The 21,346-nt window shown below is 53.4% G+C and carries 16 protein-coding genes and 1 riboswitch; of the genes, 6 read left to right on the forward strand and 10 right to left on the reverse strand.

All coding sequences use genetic code 11. The features are described from left to right. Positions 1 to 13: 13 nt before the first annotated feature. Positions 14 to 1,078 (reverse strand): C40 family peptidase, encoded by a 1,065-nt coding sequence (locus AC4G46_RS28215; protein ID WP_491125593.1) that lies wholly within the window; start codon positions 1,076 to 1,078, stop codon positions 14 to 16. A 188-nt stretch (positions 1,079 to 1,266) separates the two neighbouring features. Continuing rightward, entirely contained in the window at positions 1,267 to 2,109 is an 843-nt protein-coding gene (locus AC4G46_RS28220) for a cation diffusion facilitator family transporter (protein WP_491128998.1), read from the reverse strand. A gap of 185 nt (positions 2,110 to 2,294) precedes the next feature. Here AC4G46_RS28220 and AC4G46_RS28225 point away from each other — a divergent pair, with 185 nt between their 5' ends. Continuing rightward, complete coding sequence (locus tag AC4G46_RS28225) at positions 2,295 to 2,480, forward strand: hypothetical protein (RefSeq protein WP_068729748.1); 186 nt, start codon at positions 2,295 to 2,297, stop codon at positions 2,478 to 2,480. Between the two features lie 114 nt (positions 2,481 to 2,594). Here the strand turns inward: AC4G46_RS28225 and AC4G46_RS28230 are convergent, their stop codons facing one another. Continuing rightward, entirely contained in the window at positions 2,595 to 4,220 is a 1,626-nt protein-coding gene (locus AC4G46_RS28230) for an ABC-F family ATP-binding cassette domain-containing protein (protein ID WP_491125594.1), read from the reverse strand. Positions 4,221 to 4,339: 119 nt separating this feature from the next. Further along, positions 4,340 to 5,335, reverse strand: coding sequence for an MBL fold metallo-hydrolase (locus AC4G46_RS28235; protein WP_491125595.1), 996 nt, complete (start codon positions 5,333 to 5,335; stop codon positions 4,340 to 4,342). Between the two features lie 160 nt (positions 5,336 to 5,495). On the opposite strand from AC4G46_RS28235, the gene AC4G46_RS28240 reads away from it, so the two are divergent. The 4 genes from AC4G46_RS28240 to AC4G46_RS28255 all read left to right on the forward strand — a co-directional run bounded on the left by AC4G46_RS28240 (position 5,496) and on the right by AC4G46_RS28255 (position 10,760). Then, positions 5,496 to 6,629: a virulence factor gene (locus AC4G46_RS28240; protein WP_491125596.1), complete on the forward strand. Its 1,134-nt coding sequence runs from the start codon at positions 5,496 to 5,498 to the stop codon at positions 6,627 to 6,629. 100 nt (positions 6,630 to 6,729) lie between these two features. Continuing rightward, positions 6,730 to 6,943: riboswitch (Lysine riboswitch) on the forward strand. 156 nt (positions 6,944 to 7,099) lie between these two features. Further along, positions 7,100 to 8,560, forward strand: coding sequence for an amino acid permease (locus tag AC4G46_RS28245; RefSeq protein WP_491125597.1), 1,461 nt, complete (start codon positions 7,100 to 7,102; stop codon positions 8,558 to 8,560). A gap of 252 nt (positions 8,561 to 8,812) precedes the next feature. After that, a complete protein-coding gene (gene lipA / locus AC4G46_RS28250; protein ID WP_491125598.1) occupies positions 8,813 to 9,718 on the forward strand; it encodes a lipoyl synthase in 906 nt (301 codons plus the stop codon). 169 nt (positions 9,719 to 9,887) lie between these two features. After that, a complete protein-coding gene (locus AC4G46_RS28255; protein WP_491128999.1) occupies positions 9,888 to 10,760 on the forward strand; it encodes a lipoate--protein ligase family protein in 873 nt (290 codons plus the stop codon). A gap of 125 nt (positions 10,761 to 10,885) precedes the next feature. Here AC4G46_RS28255 and AC4G46_RS28260 read toward each other — a convergent pair whose 3' ends face one another. Continuing rightward, the gene (locus AC4G46_RS28260) at positions 10,886 to 12,025 is read right to left on the reverse strand and encodes a transglutaminase domain-containing protein (protein WP_491125599.1); all 1,140 of its coding nucleotides are present in this window, start codon (positions 12,023 to 12,025) and stop codon (positions 10,886 to 10,888) included. Positions 12,026 to 12,342: 317 nt separating this feature from the next. Between AC4G46_RS28260 and AC4G46_RS28265 the strand changes: the two genes are divergently transcribed. After that, positions 12,343 to 12,822, forward strand: coding sequence for an SRPBCC family protein (locus AC4G46_RS28265; RefSeq protein ID WP_491125600.1), 480 nt, complete (start codon positions 12,343 to 12,345; stop codon positions 12,820 to 12,822). A 152-nt stretch (positions 12,823 to 12,974) separates the two neighbouring features. Here AC4G46_RS28265 and AC4G46_RS28270 read toward each other — a convergent pair whose 3' ends face one another. The 5 genes from AC4G46_RS28270 to AC4G46_RS28290 all read right to left on the reverse strand — a co-directional run bounded on the left by AC4G46_RS28270 (position 12,975) and on the right by AC4G46_RS28290 (position 21,291). Beyond that, the gene (locus AC4G46_RS28270; RefSeq protein WP_491125601.1) at positions 12,975 to 15,437 is read right to left on the reverse strand and encodes a glycoside hydrolase family 95 protein; all 2,463 of its coding nucleotides are present in this window, start codon (positions 15,435 to 15,437) and stop codon (positions 12,975 to 12,977) included. A 104-nt stretch (positions 15,438 to 15,541) separates the two neighbouring features. Next, positions 15,542 to 17,284: an ABC transporter substrate-binding protein gene (locus AC4G46_RS28275; RefSeq protein ID WP_491125602.1), complete on the reverse strand. Its 1,743-nt coding sequence runs from the start codon at positions 17,282 to 17,284 to the stop codon at positions 15,542 to 15,544. Positions 17,285 to 17,468: 184 nt separating this feature from the next. After that, a complete protein-coding gene (locus tag AC4G46_RS28280; RefSeq protein ID WP_491125603.1) occupies positions 17,469 to 18,368 on the reverse strand; it encodes a carbohydrate ABC transporter permease in 900 nt (299 codons plus the stop codon). A gap of 14 nt (positions 18,369 to 18,382) precedes the next feature. Further along, a complete protein-coding gene (locus AC4G46_RS28285) occupies positions 18,383 to 19,372 on the reverse strand; it encodes an ABC transporter permease (protein ID WP_491125604.1) in 990 nt (329 codons plus the stop codon). Positions 19,373 to 19,485: 113 nt separating this feature from the next. Continuing rightward, entirely contained in the window at positions 19,486 to 21,291 is a 1,806-nt protein-coding gene (locus AC4G46_RS28290) for a sensor histidine kinase (protein ID WP_491125605.1), read from the reverse strand. Between the last annotated feature and the right edge of the window lie 55 nt (positions 21,292 to 21,346).

Consider the following 21,346-nt stretch of genomic DNA (forward strand, 5'->3'; position numbering starts at 1 on the left):
TCTTTATTTATAATTAGCGGATTACCGAGCCTCCGTAAAGGAAGCGGTTCGTCCATGAAGCGCTTAGATTGTCCACTCTCACACCGCCGGAAGATACGGAATACGTATGCAGAATTTTTCCGTCTCCCAAATACATAGCTACATGAGTTATCCGTTCCCCAAATCTGTCCTTTCCGGCATAAGCTGAAGCCGAGCTTCCCTTATAATCCATAAAGAACATCAGATCGCCCCGTTTGAGGCTGGAAATATCGGTAACCGCTGTGCTGTTCTCCCGCACCCAGGTGCCCTGCTGCCGGGAATCGGCAGGCAAAGTTAAATTAAGGGCATCCTTGAACATCTGCCGGATAAAATCCGAGCAGTCAAAGGTACTTGTATTGCTTCTGCTGGAGCCGAATTCATATGGGGTCCCCAGATACTTCATGCCTACCTCAATGACACTATCAATGACAGCTGACTGTGCCGGAGGAGCCGGTGTTGGCGTTGGTGCTGGCGTTGGTGCTGGCGTTGACGTTGGTGCTGGTGCCGGCGCTGCCCCGTCCAGTTTAATATACTGATCGGCTGAGCTGGTATAGCCGACAGTGCCGCTTACAGTCTGTACTCTGTACCAGTAGCTGTTGGTCTTCTCCAGGATAACTACCGGATCGCCTTCATACAGATAGCCGAGCACTTCCCCGCTGGTCGAAGGGGTTTCACGGAGCCGGACAGTGGCCTGAATAATGGCCGTCTGTACTGCAGGTGTTACCGCAGGAGCGGAAGCAACACTGATGTACTGGTCGCCCGAGCTTGTGTATCCTACCTCGCCTGAGGCGGTTCTGACTTTGTACCAGTAGCTGTTGGTTTCTTCAAGAATAACTACCTGATCGCCTTTGCTCAAATATTTAATCACACTGCCGCTTGTAGAAGGGCTGGTGCGCAGACGAACCGAAGATTGAATAACGCCTGTCAGCGAAGCAGAAGCTGTAACAGATGAAGCCGCCTGTGCGGCGAATGCCTGCTGAGGGCTGAACACTCCCCACGATAATGCAATTGATGCCGAGACCAATAACGACGCTGTTAGCTGTTTATGTGATCTGATCATAGCGTTCCCCCGCTTATGCATGATGAGAATTCAACAACGGCGCGCGCTACGATTGTTGCTTTCTGCCCTCATTATAGGGGCAGGCGGGAATTGGAACATGCTTCTATTTTCACAAAAACACTTGCCAAGTTATGGTAAGCACCGGGTCTATAGTCTTGATTTCTCCTTGGATTTGGTGGAAATTACAGCTAATTAGGAGTCCGGGAGTCCTTTTTAGGCTCAACATGAACCTGCACATTCATAGTGTTATGTCTGCTGCTCATGCGCTCCTCGATCGAATCGCTGATCAGGTGGCCTTCTGTCACGCTGATGGCGGCGTCAACCTCTACGACTACATCGACCAGCACATGATTTCCATGGACGCGGGCTTTGATATCTTTAATCCCTTCCACTCCCGGAGTCCGGGCAATGGTACTGCGCAGATCCAGCAGTCTGGCCTCTTCAAAACCGTCAGTCAGCCGGTACGTGGCATCGCGGAAAATATCCCAGGCTGTCTTTAAGATAAGCAGGCCCACAGCCACTGCGGCAGCAGAATCAATCCACGGCAGGCCGAACTGCGCGCCGATAATCCCTGCCGCCGCCCCGATACTGACCATGGCATCCGAGAAATTATCTTTGGCCGCGGCCATCAGGGCGCTGTTATTAATCCGCATGGCTAATCTCTTGTTATAAATATATACCCCCATCATCGCCGCTGAACACACCACAGCCACACCTGCCGACCATAGATCGGGAACCTCCCGGGCTCCTTCAAACAGCGAACGCACAGCTTCAACGATAACCTGTATGCCTACCATCGCCATAATAAAAGATGCCAGCAGGGCGGCAACAGTCTCGGCCCGGAAATGCCCGTACGGATGATCGGAGTCGGGCGGCTTACGGGAAATCCGCAGCCCGATCAGCACTGCAGCAGAAGCTACTATATCCGTCAGGTTGTTGAAACCGTCTGCCAGCAGGGCGCTGGAGCCGAATAAATAGCCGCTGACCAGCTTAAAAGCGGACAGAACCAGATAGGCGGCAATACTGACCATCGCCCCACGTTCTCCTTTACGTATATCCTCATAAATATCGGCCACCGGCTGACACTCCCTATTGTTTCATTTTTTGTCCCGGACCCGCTCCGGCAATTGATTTCTTGAATTATTCTTGCCCTTGTGGCGGCATTTAAAAACAATTAAAATGAGGAATAGGACTTGCTTCATAAGGGGGTAACATAATGAGCGAAAATACCGAAAAGCCGAAGATTAATCTGGCCGATGCCATCCGCCAGAAGCTGGAGCAGAAGAAACAGCAGAACAGCAACAAACCGGGGTCGTCGTTTCAGGCCGGCTCAGCCAAGCCGCTGAAAAGCCAGAACAACAAAAAGCCTAACAATCAGCGCCGCCGCACCGGCGGTTCCTAGGACTTTAGGTCCTTGGGGTATAACTTAATAAGGTAACATAAACGGCTGCGTCATCCTCAAGGGATGACGCAGCCGTTGTGTTATGAACATGAACCGTTCATTATATTTATTCTATTATGCTTCAACAGGATACATGCGCTGGCGCAGTTCCTTAATTTCCGGGTTCTCCAGGTATTCATCATAGCTCATGGAGCGGTCAATAACGCCCGTCGGTGTAATCTCAATAATCCGGTTGGCAATGGTCTGGATGAACTGATGGTCATGGGAAGTAAAGAGAATCGTGCCGTCAAAATCAATCAGTCCGTTATTCAGTGCAGTGATCGATTCCAGATCCAAGTGGTTCGTAGGCTCATCGAATACGAGCACGTTCGCGCCGTTCAGCATCATTTTGGCCAGCATACAGCGGACCTTCTCACCCCCGGATAGCACGCTCGCCTTCTTCAGCGCTTCCTCACCGGCAAACAGCATCCGGCCCAGGAACCCGCGCAGGAAGGTTTCGTCCTGATCCTTGGAGTACTGGCGCAGCCATTCCACAAGGTTCAGATTGACACCGTCGAAATAGCTGGAGTTGTCTTTCGGGAAATAAGCCTGGGTTGTGGTTACACCCCATGAGAACTCACCGCTGTCGGCTTCCTTCTCGCCCATCAGGATATCAAACAGCAATGATTTCGGCTGGGAATGCGGACCTACAAAAGCAATCTTGTCGCCTTTGTTCACTACAATACTGAATTCATCCAGCATCTTCTCGCCTTCAACAGTCTTGCTCAGACCTGTGACGGTAAGCAGCTGCTTACCGGCTTCACGCTCCGGCTTAAAGTTGAGGAACGGATATTTACGGTTGGAAGGACGGATGTCATCCAGTGTAATCTTCTCGAGCTGCTTCTTACGGGAAGTCGCCTGCTTGGATTTGGAAGCATTGGCCGAGAAGCGCTGAATGAACGCCTGCAGCTCCTTGATCTTGTCTTCCTTCTTCTTGTTGGCATCACGCTGCAGGGTCTGGGCCAGCTGGCTGGACTCATACCAGAAGTCATAGTTGCCAACGTACATCTGAATTTTGCCGAAATCGATATCCGCAATATGCGTGCAGACCTTGTTCAGGAAGTGACGGTCATGGGATACCACGATAACAGTACCTTCATAATCCATGAGGAAGTTCTCCAGCCAGCCGATGGATTCAAGATCCAAGTGGTTGGTAGGCTCATCCAGCAGCAGGTTGTTCGGACGGCCGAACAGAGCCTGGGCCAAGAGTACCCGGACCTTCTCATTGCCGCTGAGTTCGGCCATCTTTTTGTCGTGCATTTCACGCATAATGCCCAGACCGATCAGCATAGCTGCTGCATCCGGCTCGGCGTCCCAGCCGTTCAGCTCGGCAAATTCACCTTCAAGCTCACCTGCACGCAGGCCGTCGGCTTCGGTGAAGTCGCTCTTGGCATAGAGTGCATCCTTTTCCTTCATAATCTCATAGAGGCGGGTATGACCCATGATGACTGTCTCCAGAACCGGGTATTCATCGTACTCAAAATGGTTCTGCTTCAGGATTGCCAGGCGTTCGCCCGGAGTAATGTGTACATCCCCGATATTGGCTTCAATCTCGCCGGACAGGATTTTTAGAAAAGTAGATTTACCGGCACCGTTCGCCCCGATCAGGCCGTAGCAGTTTCCTGGTGTGAATTTTATGTTTACGTCTTCAAAAAGTGCGCGTTTTCCGTAGCGGAGTGTTACGCCGCTTGTGCTAATCATTAAGCATTACCATCCTTTTCACTTTGGGTTTCGGCTCATTATAGCATAAATTCAGGGCAAATAGCCCGTAAGATCATGTTGTTCCTGCGGTTTTGGCACTAAATCCCTAAGCGGACAGCTTATTGCCCCGAATAGCGCTCCTCAGGGTGCACAATCAGCGTCTCGCCGTATCCCAATGTGCGTATCCGCTCCGGATTGATTCCCTGGGCCTTGCGGGCCAGCTCCATCCGGTCCAGTGCCTCGCGCGCCGTATCGTCGGCCAGCCGGAAGGTGCCGAAATGCATCGGAATCATCAGCTCTGCACCCACATCCAGAAAAGCCTGCACCGCCTCCTCCGGATTCACATGCTGCGAGCTCATAAACCACTCCGGCTCATAGGCCCCGATCGGCATCAGGGCGATATGCAGCTTGAAGCGGCTGCCGATCTCCTTGAAGCCCGGGAAGAAGCCGCTGTCTCCGGCAAAATAAAGGTTAGGCGGAAGCTTGCGCTTCTGCGCGTCCTGCTTCCCTTCCGGATGCTTGCCGGGCTCGGCGGGCTGAAGTACATACCCGCCCCAGTGGGAGCTGTTGGTATCGAAAGGCGTGCGCCGGGTCCAGTGTTGGGTTGGCACAAAGGTGAGCTTGACCGGCCCCAGCGTAAGCTCCTCCCACCACTGCATCTCATAGCAGTTCGGAAAGCCCTTGCGGAGCATTTTCCGCTTCAGGCCGGCCGGAACGACAATCTTCGTGGCCGCCTTATACAGCTTGCGGACCGAGGGAAAATGCAGATGATCATAATGGGAATGCGAAATCAGGATCAGATCCACGGGCGGTACCTCATTCAGCGGAATCCCCGGCTGGCCGATCCGTTTCTCAAAGCCTAGGCGGCGGGCCCAGATCGGATCGGTAATGATGTTAAGCCCCTCATATTGCATGAAAAAGGTGGAATGCCCGATCCAGGTGATCGTCGTATCCAGCCGGTTCCCGGTAAGGTAAGTCAGCTCCGGCGGGTGGTTCGGCACCTTATAGGAATAATCCTTCTGCTTGGTCCGGCGTTCCTCCCGCCATTGGCGCAGCTCTTTGAGCGTTTTGTCAACACCGACATTATCAATATTGCGATATCTTATTTTAGCCATAACGGCATCTCTCCTTAACAGGATTCAGTACAAATTTTACCCATTTCAGGGCAAGATTAAGCTGTCTCCATTGGCCCGCATTTTGTATTCCGGACGTATTATGATGTAAAATGCGGGTAAAGACTACGGTGTATGTACCGGTCAAAGGGGAGCTAAACGTATGAAGATCACTTTTATTGAACCAACTCCAAGTCCAAATACGATGAAGCTTCATCTGGACGAGAGCCTGGAACCCGGCATCCGCCGGACTTATTCACCCGAGAGCGAGCGCAGCGCCCCTGCCTGGGCGCGCGATATGCTGACCATTCCCGGCGTGACCAGCATTTACCACGCCGCTGACTTCGCTGCCCTGGAGCGCAAAGGCAGCGCCGACTGGGCGGCGATTCTCCGTGAGGTGCAGCGCCGGTTCGGCGCAGACGGCCTCAGCGCAGAGATCAATCTGGAGGATGAGAACGCCGGCGCCCATTTCGGGGAGTCGCAGGTGTTCGTCCAGATGTTCCGCGGCATCCCGATCCAGATCCGCGTGAAGACCGGCGCGAATGAGGAGCGCATCGCCCTCTCCAGCCGCTTCACGCAGGCGGTGACCGATGTGGCCAGCGCTGTGCTGATCAAGGAGCGCAAGCTCACCGATTACGGCGTCCGCTACGGCGAGCCGCCGGAAATTGCCCGCGAGGTCGAGCAGGAGCTGGAGGCGGCGTATCCGCAGGAACGCCTCGACTCCCTCGTGCAGCAGGCCATCGCGCACGGGGCTGCCGGCGAGTTCGTCGAGCAGCGGCAGAAGAAGGGGCAGGCCGAGCTGCTGCGAGACCTGCAGGACGATGACTGGCGCGTGCGCTACGCCGCGCTGGAGGACCTGGCGCCGAGTGCAGAGCTCCTGCCGGAGCTGCGCAAGGCGCTGCACGACCCCAAGCTGCAGCTGCGCAGGCTTGCGGTCGTGTACCTGGGCGACATCCGCACGCCTGAGGCGATGGAGCTGCTCTATGAGGCGATGGCAGACAGTGCTCCGGCCGTGCGGCGCACGGCCGGGGACACGCTGTCCGACATCGGCGATCCGGCTGCGACGCCGGTGATGACGGCGGCGCTCACGGATGCCAGCAAGCTCGTCCGCTGGCGGGCGGCGCGCTTCCTGTATGAGGTCGGCACCGCCGAAGCGCAGGATGCCCTGGCAGCTGCGGCCGACGACCCGGAATTCGAGGTCGGCCTGCAGGCCCGCATGGCGCTGGAGCGGATTGCTTCCGGCGAGGAAGCGGCAGGTACCGTCTGGCAGCAAATGTCGGAGCGCCGCCGTACCTGACATGCATCTGCCGTATTTTGTTATTGCATGACCCTCATGAATTGCATTATACTAATTCCTGTTGTGTTCATATTGTATAAAGATAGCCTCATCATACCTAAGATGAGGTAGAGGTCGCGAATATTATCAGTACGCGCGTTGAGACGTTAAGAGCCGTCAATGAAGCCGCCGAAAGGAATATCCGCCGAAGTCTGCGCCGCCGCTCCTAATGCCGCGCAGACTGGGGCCGTTGCCGAACAGGCACGGAACTGTCACTGTGTACTGCATGCCGCTATTGCCTGCAGGATCCTGCACTGTGTTGCGCTATCTTAACAGGGAGTATGATGCGGAGCCGTATTTTCAGGAAACCGCAGATCCGTCTGCGGTTTTTTTGCGCCTACAGGATTTGCCGCCCTCATGATGAGGGCGGCTTCGTATACCACTCCCCTTCATGAACAGAAACACGAACTTTCAGAAGGAGTGTCCATTTTATGCAAGCAACACAAGACAACCAGCAGCCGGCACTGCGCAAAACCTTCAAAGCCAGGCATCTGACGATGATCGCCCTCGGCGGATCGATCGGAACCGGGCTGTTCCTGGCCAGCGGCGGCGCCATTGCCTCCTCCGGTCCGGGCGGAGCCCTCCTCGCCTATGCTGCGGTAGGGCTCATGGTGTACTTCCTGATGACCAGCCTCGGTGAGCTGGCCACCTACCTGCCTGACTCCGGTTCCTTCAGCACTTACGGCACCCGGTTCGTCAGCCCGGCCTTCGGCTTCGCCATCGGCTGGAATTTCTGGTACAACTGGGCGGTGACCATCGCAGCCGAGCTCGCAGCCGCAACGGTCATTATCAAGTATTGGTTCCCTGAGAGCTCCTCGGCCCTCTGGAGCCTGGTGTTCCTGCTGGTGATGTTCGGCCTTAACTTCCTCTCCTCCCGCGGGTACGGGGAATCGGAATACTGGTTCGCGATTATCAAGATCATTACCGTTATCGTCTTCCTGATTGTCGGCGTGCTCATGATCTTCGGTATTATGGGTGGTGAGCGCATCGGCTTCAGCAACTTCCAGCTGGGCGGCAGCTCGTTCCACGGCGGCTTCTTCGCCTTCGTCGGTGTCTTTATGGCCGCCGGCTTCTCCTTCCAGGGAACCGAGCTGGTCGGTGTTGCCGCAGGCGAGAGCGAGAATCCGCGCCGTAACGTGCCGATCGCAATCCGCCAGGTATTCTGGCGGATTATGATCTTCTACATCTTTGCCATTCTCGTTATCGGCATGGTGATTCCTTATACGAACCCTGACCTGCTGCGCGGCGGCATCGATGACATCGGCGTCAGCCCGTTCACCATTGTCTTCAACAAAGCCGGACTGGCTATCGCCGCCTCTGTAATGAATGCCGTCATTCTGAGCTCCGTCCTGTCGGCCGGGAACTCCGGCATGTACGCCTCCACCCGCGTCCTGTACGCGATGGCCAAGGACGGGATGGCACCGCGTGCGCTCGGCAAGCTGAACCGCCGCGGCGTGCCTGTCGGCGCCCTCTTGGTGACTACAGCGGTCGGCATGCTAGCCTTCCTCGCCTCCTTCTTCGGCGACGGCGCTGTCTACAACTGGCTGCTCAACGCCTCCGGGATGTGCGGCTTCATCAACTGGCTCGGCATTGCCGTCTGCCACTACCGGTTCCGCCGTGCTTTCGTGAAGCAGGGCCATTCGCTGGATGAGCTGCCGTACCGGGCCAAATGGTTCCCGTTCGGCCCGCTCTTTGCCTTCGCACTCTGCATGATCGCGGTACTGGGCCAGAATATGGGCGCCTTCACCGGCGGAAGCATCGACTGGTACGGCGTGCTGGTCTCCTACGTCAGCCTGCCGCTGTTCCTGCTGATCTGGGCCGGCTACCGCTGGTTCAGACCTAGCCGCCTTGTTCCGCTCCAGGACTGCGATCTAAGTACCCATGCGGATTAAGTCCTCGTTCAGCAGCTGAACTATTTACTACATTAAAAGGATGCCCCCGTTGCCTCAGTGGCGCGGAGCATCCTTTTTTGTTTATCGTTCAGTATATTTTCCATAAAATTTTTACGAATAGTTCTTGCGTTGCTCATGTGCCAGGCAGTAGACTATGGTAAAAATAAGCATAGGCTTCCATCAGTACTATGTCCGATTTCACAGCATGGCAAGCAGAAATTATTCATTACATTTGAATATGGGAGGCTGACAATGCAGAAGGCAAGAGAACGCAAACCCGATTGGCTTAAAATATCGCTGAATACGGGGGACGGTTATAAAGAGATTAACTCGATGATGCGCGGCCGCAAGCTTCACACGGTCTGTGAAGAGGCAAAATGTCCGAACATTTATGAATGCTGGAGTCAGCGGACAGCGACTTTCATGATTCTGGGGAATATTTGTACACGCGCCTGCCGGTTCTGCGCCGTTACCTCGGGTTTACCGACGGAACTTGATCTCGAGGAGCCGCGGCATGTGGCACAGTCGGTCAAGGAGATGGGGCTTAAGCATGTCGTCATTACATCCGTTGCCCGGGATGATCTGAACGATCACGGAGCCTCGATGTTCGCTGCGACGATTACAGCGGTGCGTGAGAGCAATCCACTGACGGACATCGAGGTACTGATCCCGGATTTAGGCGGGGAAGCGAATCGGCTTGCCCTCGTTCTGGCGGCGAAACCGGATGTTTTGAACCATAATCTGGAAACCGTAAGCCGGCTGTCGGACAAAGTGCGGGCGAAGGCGAAATACCAGCGGTCTCTTTCTGTGCTGCGCCTTGCGAAAGAGCTGCGTCCGGAGCAGACGACGAAATCCGGCATGATGGTCGGGCTGGGTGAGACGAAGGAAGAGATCATCGAAGCGATGAAGGATTTGAGAGCTGCAGGCTGTGACATTCTGACGATCGGTCAGTACTTGCAGCCTACATTCAAGCATATCGGGGTTGACCGCTATTATGAACCGTCAGAATTCGCTGAGCTGAAGCGGGAGGGACTGGCGCTGGGCTTTGCACATGTCGAGGCGGGTCCGCTTGTCCGCAGCTCCTATCATGCCCGGGAGCAAACAGAGAGCGCGAAATCGGCTGCTGCGGGTACGGAATCCGCTGTGCTTGAGAACTGAGCAGGGGTTCCGGTCATAGAGATAGCTGGCGTTATTTAAGTTCGACGAAGGGGGTATCGGCGATGCGGTTAGACAAGCATAAGACGGATATAGCCAAAGTTAAACTCGGCGGTACTTCACTTTATTATGATGCGAAAATCGGTACCGGCAAGCTGGAAGCGGGGATATGATGACGATGTGGAGGTTTGTACATACGGGAAACCGGACGCCTGCGGAAAACATGGCGATCGACGAAGCGATGCTCACCGCTCACGAGCGGGGTCTTGTGCCCCCAACGGTGCGATTCTATGGATGGAATCCAGCGACATTGTCCATCGGCTGCTTCCAGCATGCGGCCAAGGAAGTGGACTTCACCGCGCTTCGAGAGTACGGCCTAGGGTTTGTGCGGCGGTCGACCGGCGGCCGGGCTGTGCTTCATGATCAAGAGCTCACCTACAGCATCATCGTATCGGAGAATTATCCCGGTATTCCGGCAAGTGTAGTGGAAGCATACCGTGTGCTAAGCATGGGGTTGCTGCTCGGTTTCCGGAAGCTGGGTCTGGATGCACATATGACGGGCTTGGAATCTTCCAAGACACAAACCTTGGCAGATTGGCAAGTAGAGGATTCCCGGCGTGGAAACAAGCCAATGTCGGCAGCTTGCTTCGATGCGCCATCCAAGTACGAGCTTGTAGTCGAAGGCAGAAAAATCGCGGGAAGCGCTCAAATGCGTTCCAAAGGAGTCATTCTGCAGCACGGCTCCATTCTTCTCGAACTGGACTCGGATCTTCTGTTCAATGTTTTGAACTTTCCTGATCCTGAGGACAAACAGCGGATGAAGAAGATTTTCGAGCGCAAAGCGGTTGACATTAATTCGTGCCTGCGGCGGAAAGGGGACCCTCCGGTGACCATTCGTGATTTGGAGGAAGCCTTTCATCAAGGTTTCGCAGAAAATTTGGGTACGGAGCTTATCCCCGGGACATTGACTGACTTCGAAATTGAACTGGCCAGCCGGCTTGCTGAGGAGAAGTATGGTGCCGACAGCTGGAATCTGAAGAAGTAAAGGGCAATCCTCTGCGTGCAGTTGCGGAAAATCAACTGCACTTGTATTCCCGTACCGGGTATAAACGGTACGGGAATTTGTTTTCGCATCAGGACAGCAACCGCACGGGAGGTGCCCATCCGCTGTTATTTCCAGGTAACATAGACCTTGAGATCACCGGTATTCTCAAAAGCAGAGCTGGTGTACGCAAGCTGGTCCAGCCCAAGCGTGTACAATGTCTGCAGATCATTTTTAAGCAGCTTCTCGCTTCCCCGGTAACGAAACAGCAGCGACTGCTTCCCGGAAGCGATGGCGGATTTCGCCAGCTCCTTCAGCTCTGCAGCAGAACTCACAACCTCTTTTTCCTCATACAGCCTGTAATCCAGCTGCTCCTGCAGCTTCTCATACACGGATACACCTGTTCCGCCGCGGCTGACCAGGCCAGACAATGTCTGGGCATAGCTGACTGATGCAGCCGGATAAGATTTGGTCCAGGAGTGGTCACGGCGCATCTGCGAGTCCGTTCTCATGTAATAGGCCGTGCTGACCTCCCCCTCGATGTTCGGCTCCGGATCATCCCATGTAGTATCCAGATGGTACCAGAGCCCGTTCAGCTGAACCAGATTCCAGGCATGGGATTGTCTTGCACCTCCCGCCGGTTTGGCAGTACCCTCGACAATTTTATTCGGAATTCCTGCGCCGAGCAGCAGCTTATAGGTGAGCAGGGAATAGCCCTGGCATACGGCGCTGCCGGTCGTCAGCCCTTCATAAGCGGTGTATTTAGTGTAGGTGTTGTCATATTTCAGGTTCAGCACCACCCAGTCATGAATGGCCTTGATCTTCTGATGGTTGTTCATGCCCGGCGTGATAATCTTCTGAAGAACCGCTTTTACCTGCTTGTTTACATAGGCGGTCTGCTGCAGCGTCTCCCGGTATTTCACCTGCACTGTCACATTAGCAGACTGGCCGTTTTGTTTATATGAAAAGGCATAGCTGTCAACGATGTAATACAAATAAATATCACTGGCCATCGCCTGGTCAATTGCACTCTGCACCTGTGCCTTCAGCTTGTTTGTCTTCCCCGTATACTTAAAGGTGATCGTCTCCCGGCGGTTGCCCATTGCCCCGGTCAGCCTCTGTGTCATCTCGCTTACTGATTGAAGCGAAGCGGATGCAGCAGCCGCATGGACCTGTCCCCAGCCGTAGTAAGCCGCCGGCGGCAAAGCCGCAGACAGCAGCATCCCCCCGAGTAACGCCTTCATCAGCGACATCTGTTTCTTTCGCATGTTTTCCCCCTTGCCTCCTGCAACCTTCAATTCGCTGTATCTTAACTATAGAGTATAGTTTGTACTTCTTCTATATAGTAGATGCCGGAAATATCTATCGTACGACTGGAATCTCAGTGATCTCAATTTCTTTGGCCTGCTAAGCTATACCCTGCAGCATCATTTCCATATTATCTCAAATTAAAAATATATACTATTATTATCGGCCTGGAATGTCAGTGAAATAAGGTTCTACGATGGAATAGTGCCCTGCTGCAGGATGAATTTGGCACTGTTATAATAAATATAAAAAAATGGAAACAAGGAGGTTTAACACTGTGACACATACACCCGGCAATAAGAGAACCGACTCGGCCTCGAGAGTCATCAAGGCCTTACCGCACCCTATTTACAAGGCACTTATAGACCCGGAAGCTCTGGTTGAGTGGCTGCCGCCCAAGGGGATGAAGGGCCATATCTTGGAGTTCGATGCCCGGGCCGGCGGAGCTTACCGGATGTCCTTAACCTATCTCGAACCGGACTCTGCGGCACACGGTAAAAGCTCGGAGGATACCGATGTTGTCCAGGGCAGGTTCCTTGAATGTATTCCGGACGAGCGACTGGTACAATTGGCCGAGTTCCAATCTGACGATCCGGCTTTTGCCGGAGAAATGATTATGACCTGGAGTTTAGCCGCTGCGCAGGAAGGCACTTTAGTCAGTATCGTTTGTGAGAACGTACCGGAAGGAATACGCAAGGAGGACCACGATGAGGGTTTGCGGTCCAGTCTGGAGAATCTTGCTGAATATGTTGAGTAATCACCGGTGCAGATTCATTTTATTCGCGGATGCCGCTCCACCACTCTTGCCGTCGGCTTTGTCCTTTCCGGCAAAAAAACTGCTCCCGTACAGCATCATGCTGCGTAGGAAGCAGTTTTTTTCGCACAAGCTATTTTCAGAGGTAACTCCCGTTAAATATCGCCGGCAGTCACAAGGTAACTCTCACCGGCTTTAACCTGAAGCGGCTCATCCGCGCTGGCCATGCCGCCGTCAGGCAGCTGAATTTTCAGCCCGCGCGTATATACGATCCGGCATTCCCCGTCCCGGGTAGCGGAGATGCGTGCCGATACCAGCACCTGGTCCCTCCATTCCAGCTCCAGCTCATAGCCGCCACGGGCCCTGATTCCCTTCACCCGGCCGCTCTTCCAGGCCTCCGGCAGGGCAGGCAGCAGGCGGAGCTCGCCAAGATGGCTCTGCAGCAGCATCTCGGCAATGCCTGCAGCCGCACCAAAGTTCCCGTCAATCTGGAACGGCGGATGGGCGTCGAACAGATTAGGGTAAGCCGAGCGAGACAGCAGGGTCCGCACAAAGCTGTGAGCCGCCTCCCCGTCCTGCAGCCGGGCGTACAGGTTAATCAGCCACGCGCAGCTCCAGCCGGTATTTCCGCCGCCCGAGGCAATCCGCTTCTCAAGGGTCCGCCGGCTTGCTTCAACCAGCTCCGGGGTATCACGCTCATTAATCAGCTCTCCCGGGTACAGCCCGTACAGATGGGAGACATGGCGGTGCCCCGGCTCTGCTTCGGCGAAATCTTCAAACCACTCCTGCACGCGTCCCTCCGCGCCTATAACAAGTGGAGCCAGCCGCGGCAGCGTCTGCTCCAGCTGCTGCCGGAATGCCGCATCCGTGTCCATAATCCGCGCCGCTTCCAGGCAGTGCCCGAACAGCTCCCGGATCAGACTCATATCCATTGCCGAACCCATGGATACGCTGCACGGTTCCCCGTCAGCGGTAACAAAACGGTTCTCCGGCGAGGTAGACGGACTGGTCACGAGCAGGCCATCCGGCCCTTCGACCAGCCAGTCCAGCGCGAAGAGCGCCGCCCCCTTCATTAGCGGATAGGCCGTCTCCTGCAAGAAGGCAGGATCAGGGTTGTACGCGTAATGCTCCCAGAGATGGCGGCTCAGCCACACGCCGCCCATCGGCCAGAACGCCCAGCTGGCATCGCCGCCGGACGGTACAGAGCTCCGCCACAGGTCCACATTGTGGTGGGCCGTCCAGCCGCGCGCTCCATAATGAATTGCGGCCGTTCTGGCCCCGGTCTCGCTCAGTTCGCCGATCAGGTCAAGCAGCGGCCCGTGAAGCTCGCTCAGATTGCCTGCCTCAGCCAGCCAGTAATTCATCTGCGTATTGATATTCGTGGTGTAGTTGCTGTTCCACGGCGGGGTAACATGCTCGTTCCAGATCCCCTGCAGATTGGCGGCCTGTGAACCGGGGCGTGAGCTGCCGATCAGCAGATAACGCCCGTACTGGAAGAGCAGCGCCTCCAGCGCCGGGTCTTCCCCGCCGTTCTTGTACGCAGCCAGCCGCTCATCCGTCGGCAGCTCAGCCGCCTCACTCCAGCCAAGATTAAGCTCCATCCGGCGGAACAGCGCCTGATGATCGGCGGTATGCCGCTGCTTGAGCACCTCGTACGCCGTACCGCACGCAGCCGCCAGCCGCCGTTCGCAGCTCTCCCCCGGGTTAAGCAGCTCAGCGGATCCTGCACCGCTGCTGCCCTTCATCTGTGCAGCAATGCTCTGAGCCTGCGCTCCTTCTGCCGGCAGCCAGCCGGCAGCCGCACGGCTGCCGCTCAAATGTGCCGCCCTGCTCTTCACCTGCTCATAATCCGTTGCGGCAGCAAGCACAAGCTGCACCTGATCCGCACCGGAGACAAGCACACGCCCGTCTGCCGCTTCAATCCGGCCGCCTGTGGCAATGACCTGCAGATGCAGCTCGAAGGCGATGCCCAGCCCGTCCTCATATTGGATGGCGTACGGATGATCCCGGTGATAATTGTCGGCAATATGCGTCGGACAGCGGCCTTCCAGAATAAGCGTTGCTGCTCCCGTCTGCTTCACCGTATGACGGAGCGGACTCGAAAGGCTCAGCTCCAGGTTCAATCCTCCGCGCGCTTCACTCGAAGCCTGAATAACCATCACACCATCAGGCGCACTGATCCATGCCTCACGGGTGAACAGGCCAACAGCTGTCCGGAAGGATACTGCAGCAATTCCGCTATCCAGATCCAGCTCCCGGCTGTATTCCGTGCAGTTCTCCGTACCCGGCTGTTTCAGGATCAGATCGCCAAGCGGCATATAAGCCTGGCAGTTCACGCCGAGCATCCGGCTGTTAATGAGCTTCTCTGCTTCCGCATAGCTTCCTTCCGCGATCAGCCCGCGCGCCTGCTTCAGGTAGCGGAGTGCCTCATAATTGCTCGTATCCCGCGGGAATCCCGACCATAACGTATCCTCATTCAGCTGGAACCGCTCCTCAGCCGTACCGCCGAAGACCATCGCACCCATATGACCGTTCCCAAGCGGCAATGCCTCTTCCCAGATGGCTGCCGGCTGCTTGTATCTCAACTTCCACGCTTGTCCCTGGTTCACGTCCCTCATCCTCTCCCTCTTTCCGTATAGGGGCAGTATACAGCAAAAGACCCGGACAAACACCGGGTCCTTGCTGTTGCATTAAGTTTGTAATTCAGAAAGAATATTCTGGATTAAAATTCTTTACCAGTCCACAGGGATACTCTCTTTTTCACGAGTTCAGTGAATTCTTTTTCCATATCCTGAGCGCCTGCTTTGTCCAGCTCAGCAAGGAATGCATCGTATACCTTGTCGAAATCACCCGGCTTGGACAGGATCGCTTCCGGAATGCGCTTGCGGACAATATCTTGAGTTTTCTTGTAGATTACCTGATACTGGCCGTCAGTTGGAACAGGCAGGTTGTACAGGGCTCCGGTTTCTTTTACAGGGAATTCCTCTGCCTTAGGGAACAGATCCTTCCAGGTTGTAGCGCCATAGCCTGCGAGTGATTCCTTCTCGGCAGCGGAGTAAGAAGCGACAATTTCTTCAGGGAAGCTTGTAGTGTAGTAGTTGTCAGTGGAATCTTTCACGCCGTCACCATAACGTGCGCCGAAGATCAGATACTGGCCAACACCTGTTTCTTTTGCAAAGTTAGCAGCATCATTGGCTTTTCTGTCCTGAATTTCAGCCGGAACCTCACGTTTGCCATCTGCATTTACAGTGTAATGCTTGCCTTCAACACCCCAGCTTCTCAGGATCTGTCCTTCGTCGGAGGACATCCAGTCGAGCCATTTGATGATGCGTACAGGGTCTTTAGCTGCAGTTGTAATTGCCAGACCATAGCCGTCAATACCTGTCTGCATGAAGGAGTGATCCTTATACTCTTCGCTCAGGGTTACAGGGAAGTGAGCATAGGTGTACTCATCCTTACCGGCTGCCTTCAGAGCGTTTTCGCCGTCAGAATATTCCCATTCCTGGGAGATCAGACCGAGTACACGGCCGCTTGCCACTTTAGCTTTATACTGGTCATCTTTCTGGACGAAAGTATCTTTATCCAGCAGGCCCTGGTTGTACATGCCATTCAGCCAGCGGAAATATTCTTTTTCAACAGGGCGTTTGTAGTGAAGCTGTGCTTCGTAAGTTTCTGGATCAACATAGTACTCCCCGTCATCCGGTGCGCCTGTAGTAATAAAGGCAGGGTTCGTTACAGTGATCATGATCTTCCAGTCATCCGCATTCAGTGTGAGCGGAATGGTAGGCTGACCGTCAGTTTCCGGATGCAGCGCGACGTAATCCTTCAATACTTTCTCATAATCCGCCAGTGTTTTCACTTCAGGATAGCCCAGCTCTTTAAGTACGCGGTGCTGGATTTCAAAGCCGCCGGTCGCGTCAAAGGCGGACTGGCCGACACCCATATTGGTAGGGATCTGATAGATGCTCTGGTCATCCAGGCTGTATTTCAGACGGTTCATGTTCTCGCCGTATACTTTTTTGAGGTTAGGAGCATATTTATCAATCAGGTCGGTCAGATCAATAACCAGCCCGGCATCCACCAGGAGGCTCAGGTTACCTTTTGCAAAGATCAGATCGGGTACCTCGCCGCTGGCAGCCATCATAGGAATCTTCTGGTCACCGCCGCCGCTGCCGACATCAAATTCAGCATCAATAGTTACACCGGTCTTTTCAGTAATGACTTTACCTACATCATCCTGCATATTGTTCCAGTTCGGACTTGCATCCCCGCCGAAGAATGAAATTTTAAAAGGGCTAGTATCCATTGCATCGTCTGCCGGCTGGTTCGTTGCTGTGTTGTTACCGGTATTCTCTGGCGTATTGTTTGCAGTATTGTTGGCAGCGTTGTTGCCGCCACAGCCTGCGATCAGCATAGAGCTCATAAGCATGAGTGTAAAAGCAGTTTTAATGCCTTTGCTTTTCATTTAATATCCCCCTCAAATATTTTGTATGTTCCTGTATGCATATCAGGCTTAACCTGAGTATACCGTTGTTAGCGCTTGCAAAATCAATATAATAATAAATCCTGCAAGCGGTAAAGCTTGGGGAGTGTAATCCGGCAGATGTATCCGCTCAGCATTCACACTCCCCGGCTATCATAACCGGAATTTAGGCTTTAACAGCGCCAAGTGTCATACCGCCGACAAAATACTTTTGCAGGAACGGATAAACAACGAGGATCGGTACAGTTACGACAATTGTGATTGCCATCTTGATCGACTCAGGTGAGATTTGCGCCATCTGCCGGGCCATATCATTGGCATTTACCATGCCGCTGCCCTGGTTAGTGGTTGCGAGTACCTTCATCAGCTCATACTGAAGTGTTGTCAGCTCAGGCTTGTTGCCGTTGTACAGATACGTTGTGAACCATTCATTCCATTGTCCCACCGCCAGGAACAGCGCGATGGTAGCCAGCACCGGTTTACAGAGCGGCAGGATGATCTTGTAAAAAATTTTGAAGTCATTCGCGCCGTCCAGCTTCGCAGATTCCTGCAGGGCAAACGGCAGCCCGTCCATAAAGGAACGGATGATGAACACGTTAAATGCGGAAACCGCACCAGGCAGGATATAAATCCAGAACGTTCCGATCAGGTTCAAGTCCTTCATCAGAATATACATCGGCACCATACCGCCGGAGAAATACATCGTCAGGGCCAGGAATGTAGAGATAAATTTTCTGGCTCTGAATTCCGGACGGCTGAGCGTAAAGGCCAGCATGGAAGCACTGATCAAACCGAGCAATGTACCTGAAAGGGTACGCAAAAGCGAAATCTTGAAGCCTTGAATCAGGCCGGTATAGCTGAAGATCCGTTCATAGTTTTCAAGCGTGAAGGCTCTCGGCCAGATGTAAATGCCGCCGCGGACGGTATCTGTAGATTCATTGAAAGAAATCGCCAGCACGTTGAGGAAGGGATATAACGTTACGATCATTACAAGGGTAAGAAAAACATACAGGAATATATCGAATGCACGTTCAGACTTTGTCATTTGAAAAGCCTTGCTAGCCATTTATGAACCCCTCCTTACATAATGCTTTCTTTAGTGAATTTCTTCATAAGACCGTTAGCTGTAAACAGCAGGATTACACTGACTACGGAGGTGAACATGCTTATCGCAGTACCATAGGAGAACCGCATAATTTGAATACCGTATTTAAGCGCATACAAATCCAGCACTTCCGAATAATCGGTAACCAGGTTGTTCCCCAGCTGGAACTGTTTCTCAAAGCCGATACCGACCAGATGGCCGATGTTCATAATGAGCAGCACCATAACGGTTGAGCGGATACCCGGTAACGTAATATTGAACATTTGCTTGACTCTTCCGGCGCCATCCACTTTTGCCGCTTCATACAGCTCTTTATCAATACCTGTAATCGCAGCCAGATAGATGATCGCATTCCAGCCGGTTTCTTTCCAGATGTCGGCTCCCGTTACAACGCCCCAGAAATAGTGCCCTTTAGCCATGAACTGAATCGGCTCATCGATGACATTCAGCCACATCAGCAGATCGTTCACGATCCCTCCATCGATGGAGAGTGTCTTGTAGACAATCCCGCCGACAACGACCCAGGATACAAAGTGAGGCAGGTAGGATACCGTCTGCACCGTTCTCTTGAAGATGCTTCCCCGCAGCTCATTGAGCAGGACGGCAAACAGGATGGGAACTACGAAGCCAACGATCAAACCGAGAATACTCATTGCCAGTGTATTTCTTAATACGAGGTAGAAGCGTTCATCCTGGAACAGCTCTTTAAAGTTATCCAGTCCGACCCACTTCTGTTCGCCAAAGGATTTGGCAGGCTTATAATTCTGAAATGCCATTATCCATCCCCATAAGGGCAGGTAGCTGAAAATAAAAACCCAGATTACGAATGGAATAGACATTAGATACAAGTACTTTTGCTGCAGTACACTACTCCAAAATCCACTATTTTTCCGCTTCGCAGGTGGGTGGGGGGTTACGCTTTCATTTGCTGTAACACCGTTTTCAGTGAGCGCTTTCACGATCATTATTCCCCCTTCGTTTTTATATTCATATCATACCGTACCAAAATGTAAGCGAATACCCGACATATTTTATCTAAAATCATATACAAATTAGACATTGAACAGCAGCCGGGGAACTACTGTTTGTAATCGCTGTCATTGGGGATGGAAAAAGATATTTCTGTCCCCCGTCCTTCTTCGCTGGCAATCATAAGCCCATGCTGCTCCCCGAAATACAGCACCAGTCTCTGATGCACATTGCGCATGCCGATCCGGCTCCGCTGCTCTTCCTCCGGCTTAGTAATCACTTCCAGAATTTCAGCCAGGCGCTGGCTGGACATCCCGACCCCGTCATCGCTGACATTGACATGAATTTCATTCTCCTGCATCGTCACACTGATATACACATGCACAGTCCCCTCTTTATTCTCCAGCCCGTGAACGACGGAATTCTCGACCAGCGGCTGGATAATCAGCGGCGGAATCAGCACCTCTGCGGCCTTGGCGTCAAAGTTAATCTCATACATCAGCCGGTCTTCATAACGGAATTTCTGGATCTCCAGGTAAGAGCGGATCATCTCAATTTCTTCCTTGAGCGGAGCCCGTTCCCGTCCGACCTCCAGATTTTTGCGCATCAGCTTGCCGAGCAGCCTGACTATGTTGGCAATTTCCTTCTCACCCTTGAGATGGGCGTTCATGCGGATCGACTCCAGGGCATTAAACAGAAAATGCGGATGGATCTGGCTGGCCATCATCTTCAGCTTGATCTCGCGCTGGGCAATCTCCAGCCTGCTGTTCTTCTCGTTGGATTCAATCACCTGGCTGATCAGCTGGTTGATGCTGGATACCATGTAATTGAACTGGCGCGAGAGCTGGCCGATTTCATCCGTACCGTCGATATGAGATACAATGTTCAGATTACCAAGGGCCACCTGGTTCAATTGACGGCTGAGCCGCAGCAGGCGGTTCGTCGTAAGCAGGGAGATAATATACACCATCACAAGAGCAACGAGCAGAACCCCGCTGATAATCAGCAGACCGAGCACACTGACCTTATTCGCACCGCTGAGAATGCTCTGGGTTTCAAAGACGGATATGATTTTCAGCTTGCTGATGCTGAGCTCGGGACTCATCTCATCCAGGATCACATAGGAGTCTTCGCCTTTGACCTGAGTCTGGATAACCTTGTCCGTCTGGCTCTCCAGATTGACGCCGATATCAAAAGAGGCAAGCGTCGTGCCGACCAGCTGAGGGTTTTTGGCCGCTACAATATATCCCTGCTCGTCTGTAATGATCGTCTCGAACGGCTCCTGGGACAGCATGTTATTCAGCTCATTCTGATTAACCTGAACCATGATGACACCGGTGCTGTTGTATTCAGGGTAAGACACCTGCCGGATCAGGCTCAGCTTGTTAATGCTCCCCTTGGTCATGCTGAGAAATTCCTCTTTATCATCAATATAGAGCCAGTAAATCCCCTTGGTCTCCATCACCTTTTTGAACCAGGGTCTTTCTTCCGTCTCGGAGGTCAGCGGAGTAATCGCGAGGTTGTTCACAAGCGTCGGATTATCGATGAAAAAGCGGATATTGGCGATCTCCCGGTACTGCAGCATATATTCCTGAAAATCGGTATAGTCCATGTAGGCTTTGGTCAGCTCCAGAATATTCGGGTACTTCGTATTTACCAGCACTTCAAGCGTATCATCAAAAAACAGCAGATTGGAGATATCCGTGGGCACGCGGAGCTTGCTGGACATCTGGCTTTTGATTTTCTCCACGTTATTGCTTGCCTGGTCAATGGCTCTCTCAAGCGCCGCGTTGCGGAAATAGCTGATCAGGATAATCCCGATAATCAGCACCGGAATCATAACCACAACCACGTAAAACATCATCAGCTTATACTTTAGCTTCATATTATTAATCAGGCTCACAAGCTGTTTCATCTTCATCCTCCCCCGGATATGTCAAACAGGCTGCCCCGCTCATCCGCTGCGGATG

It is taken from the genome of Paenibacillus sp. fava2, from assembly GCF_058313675.1.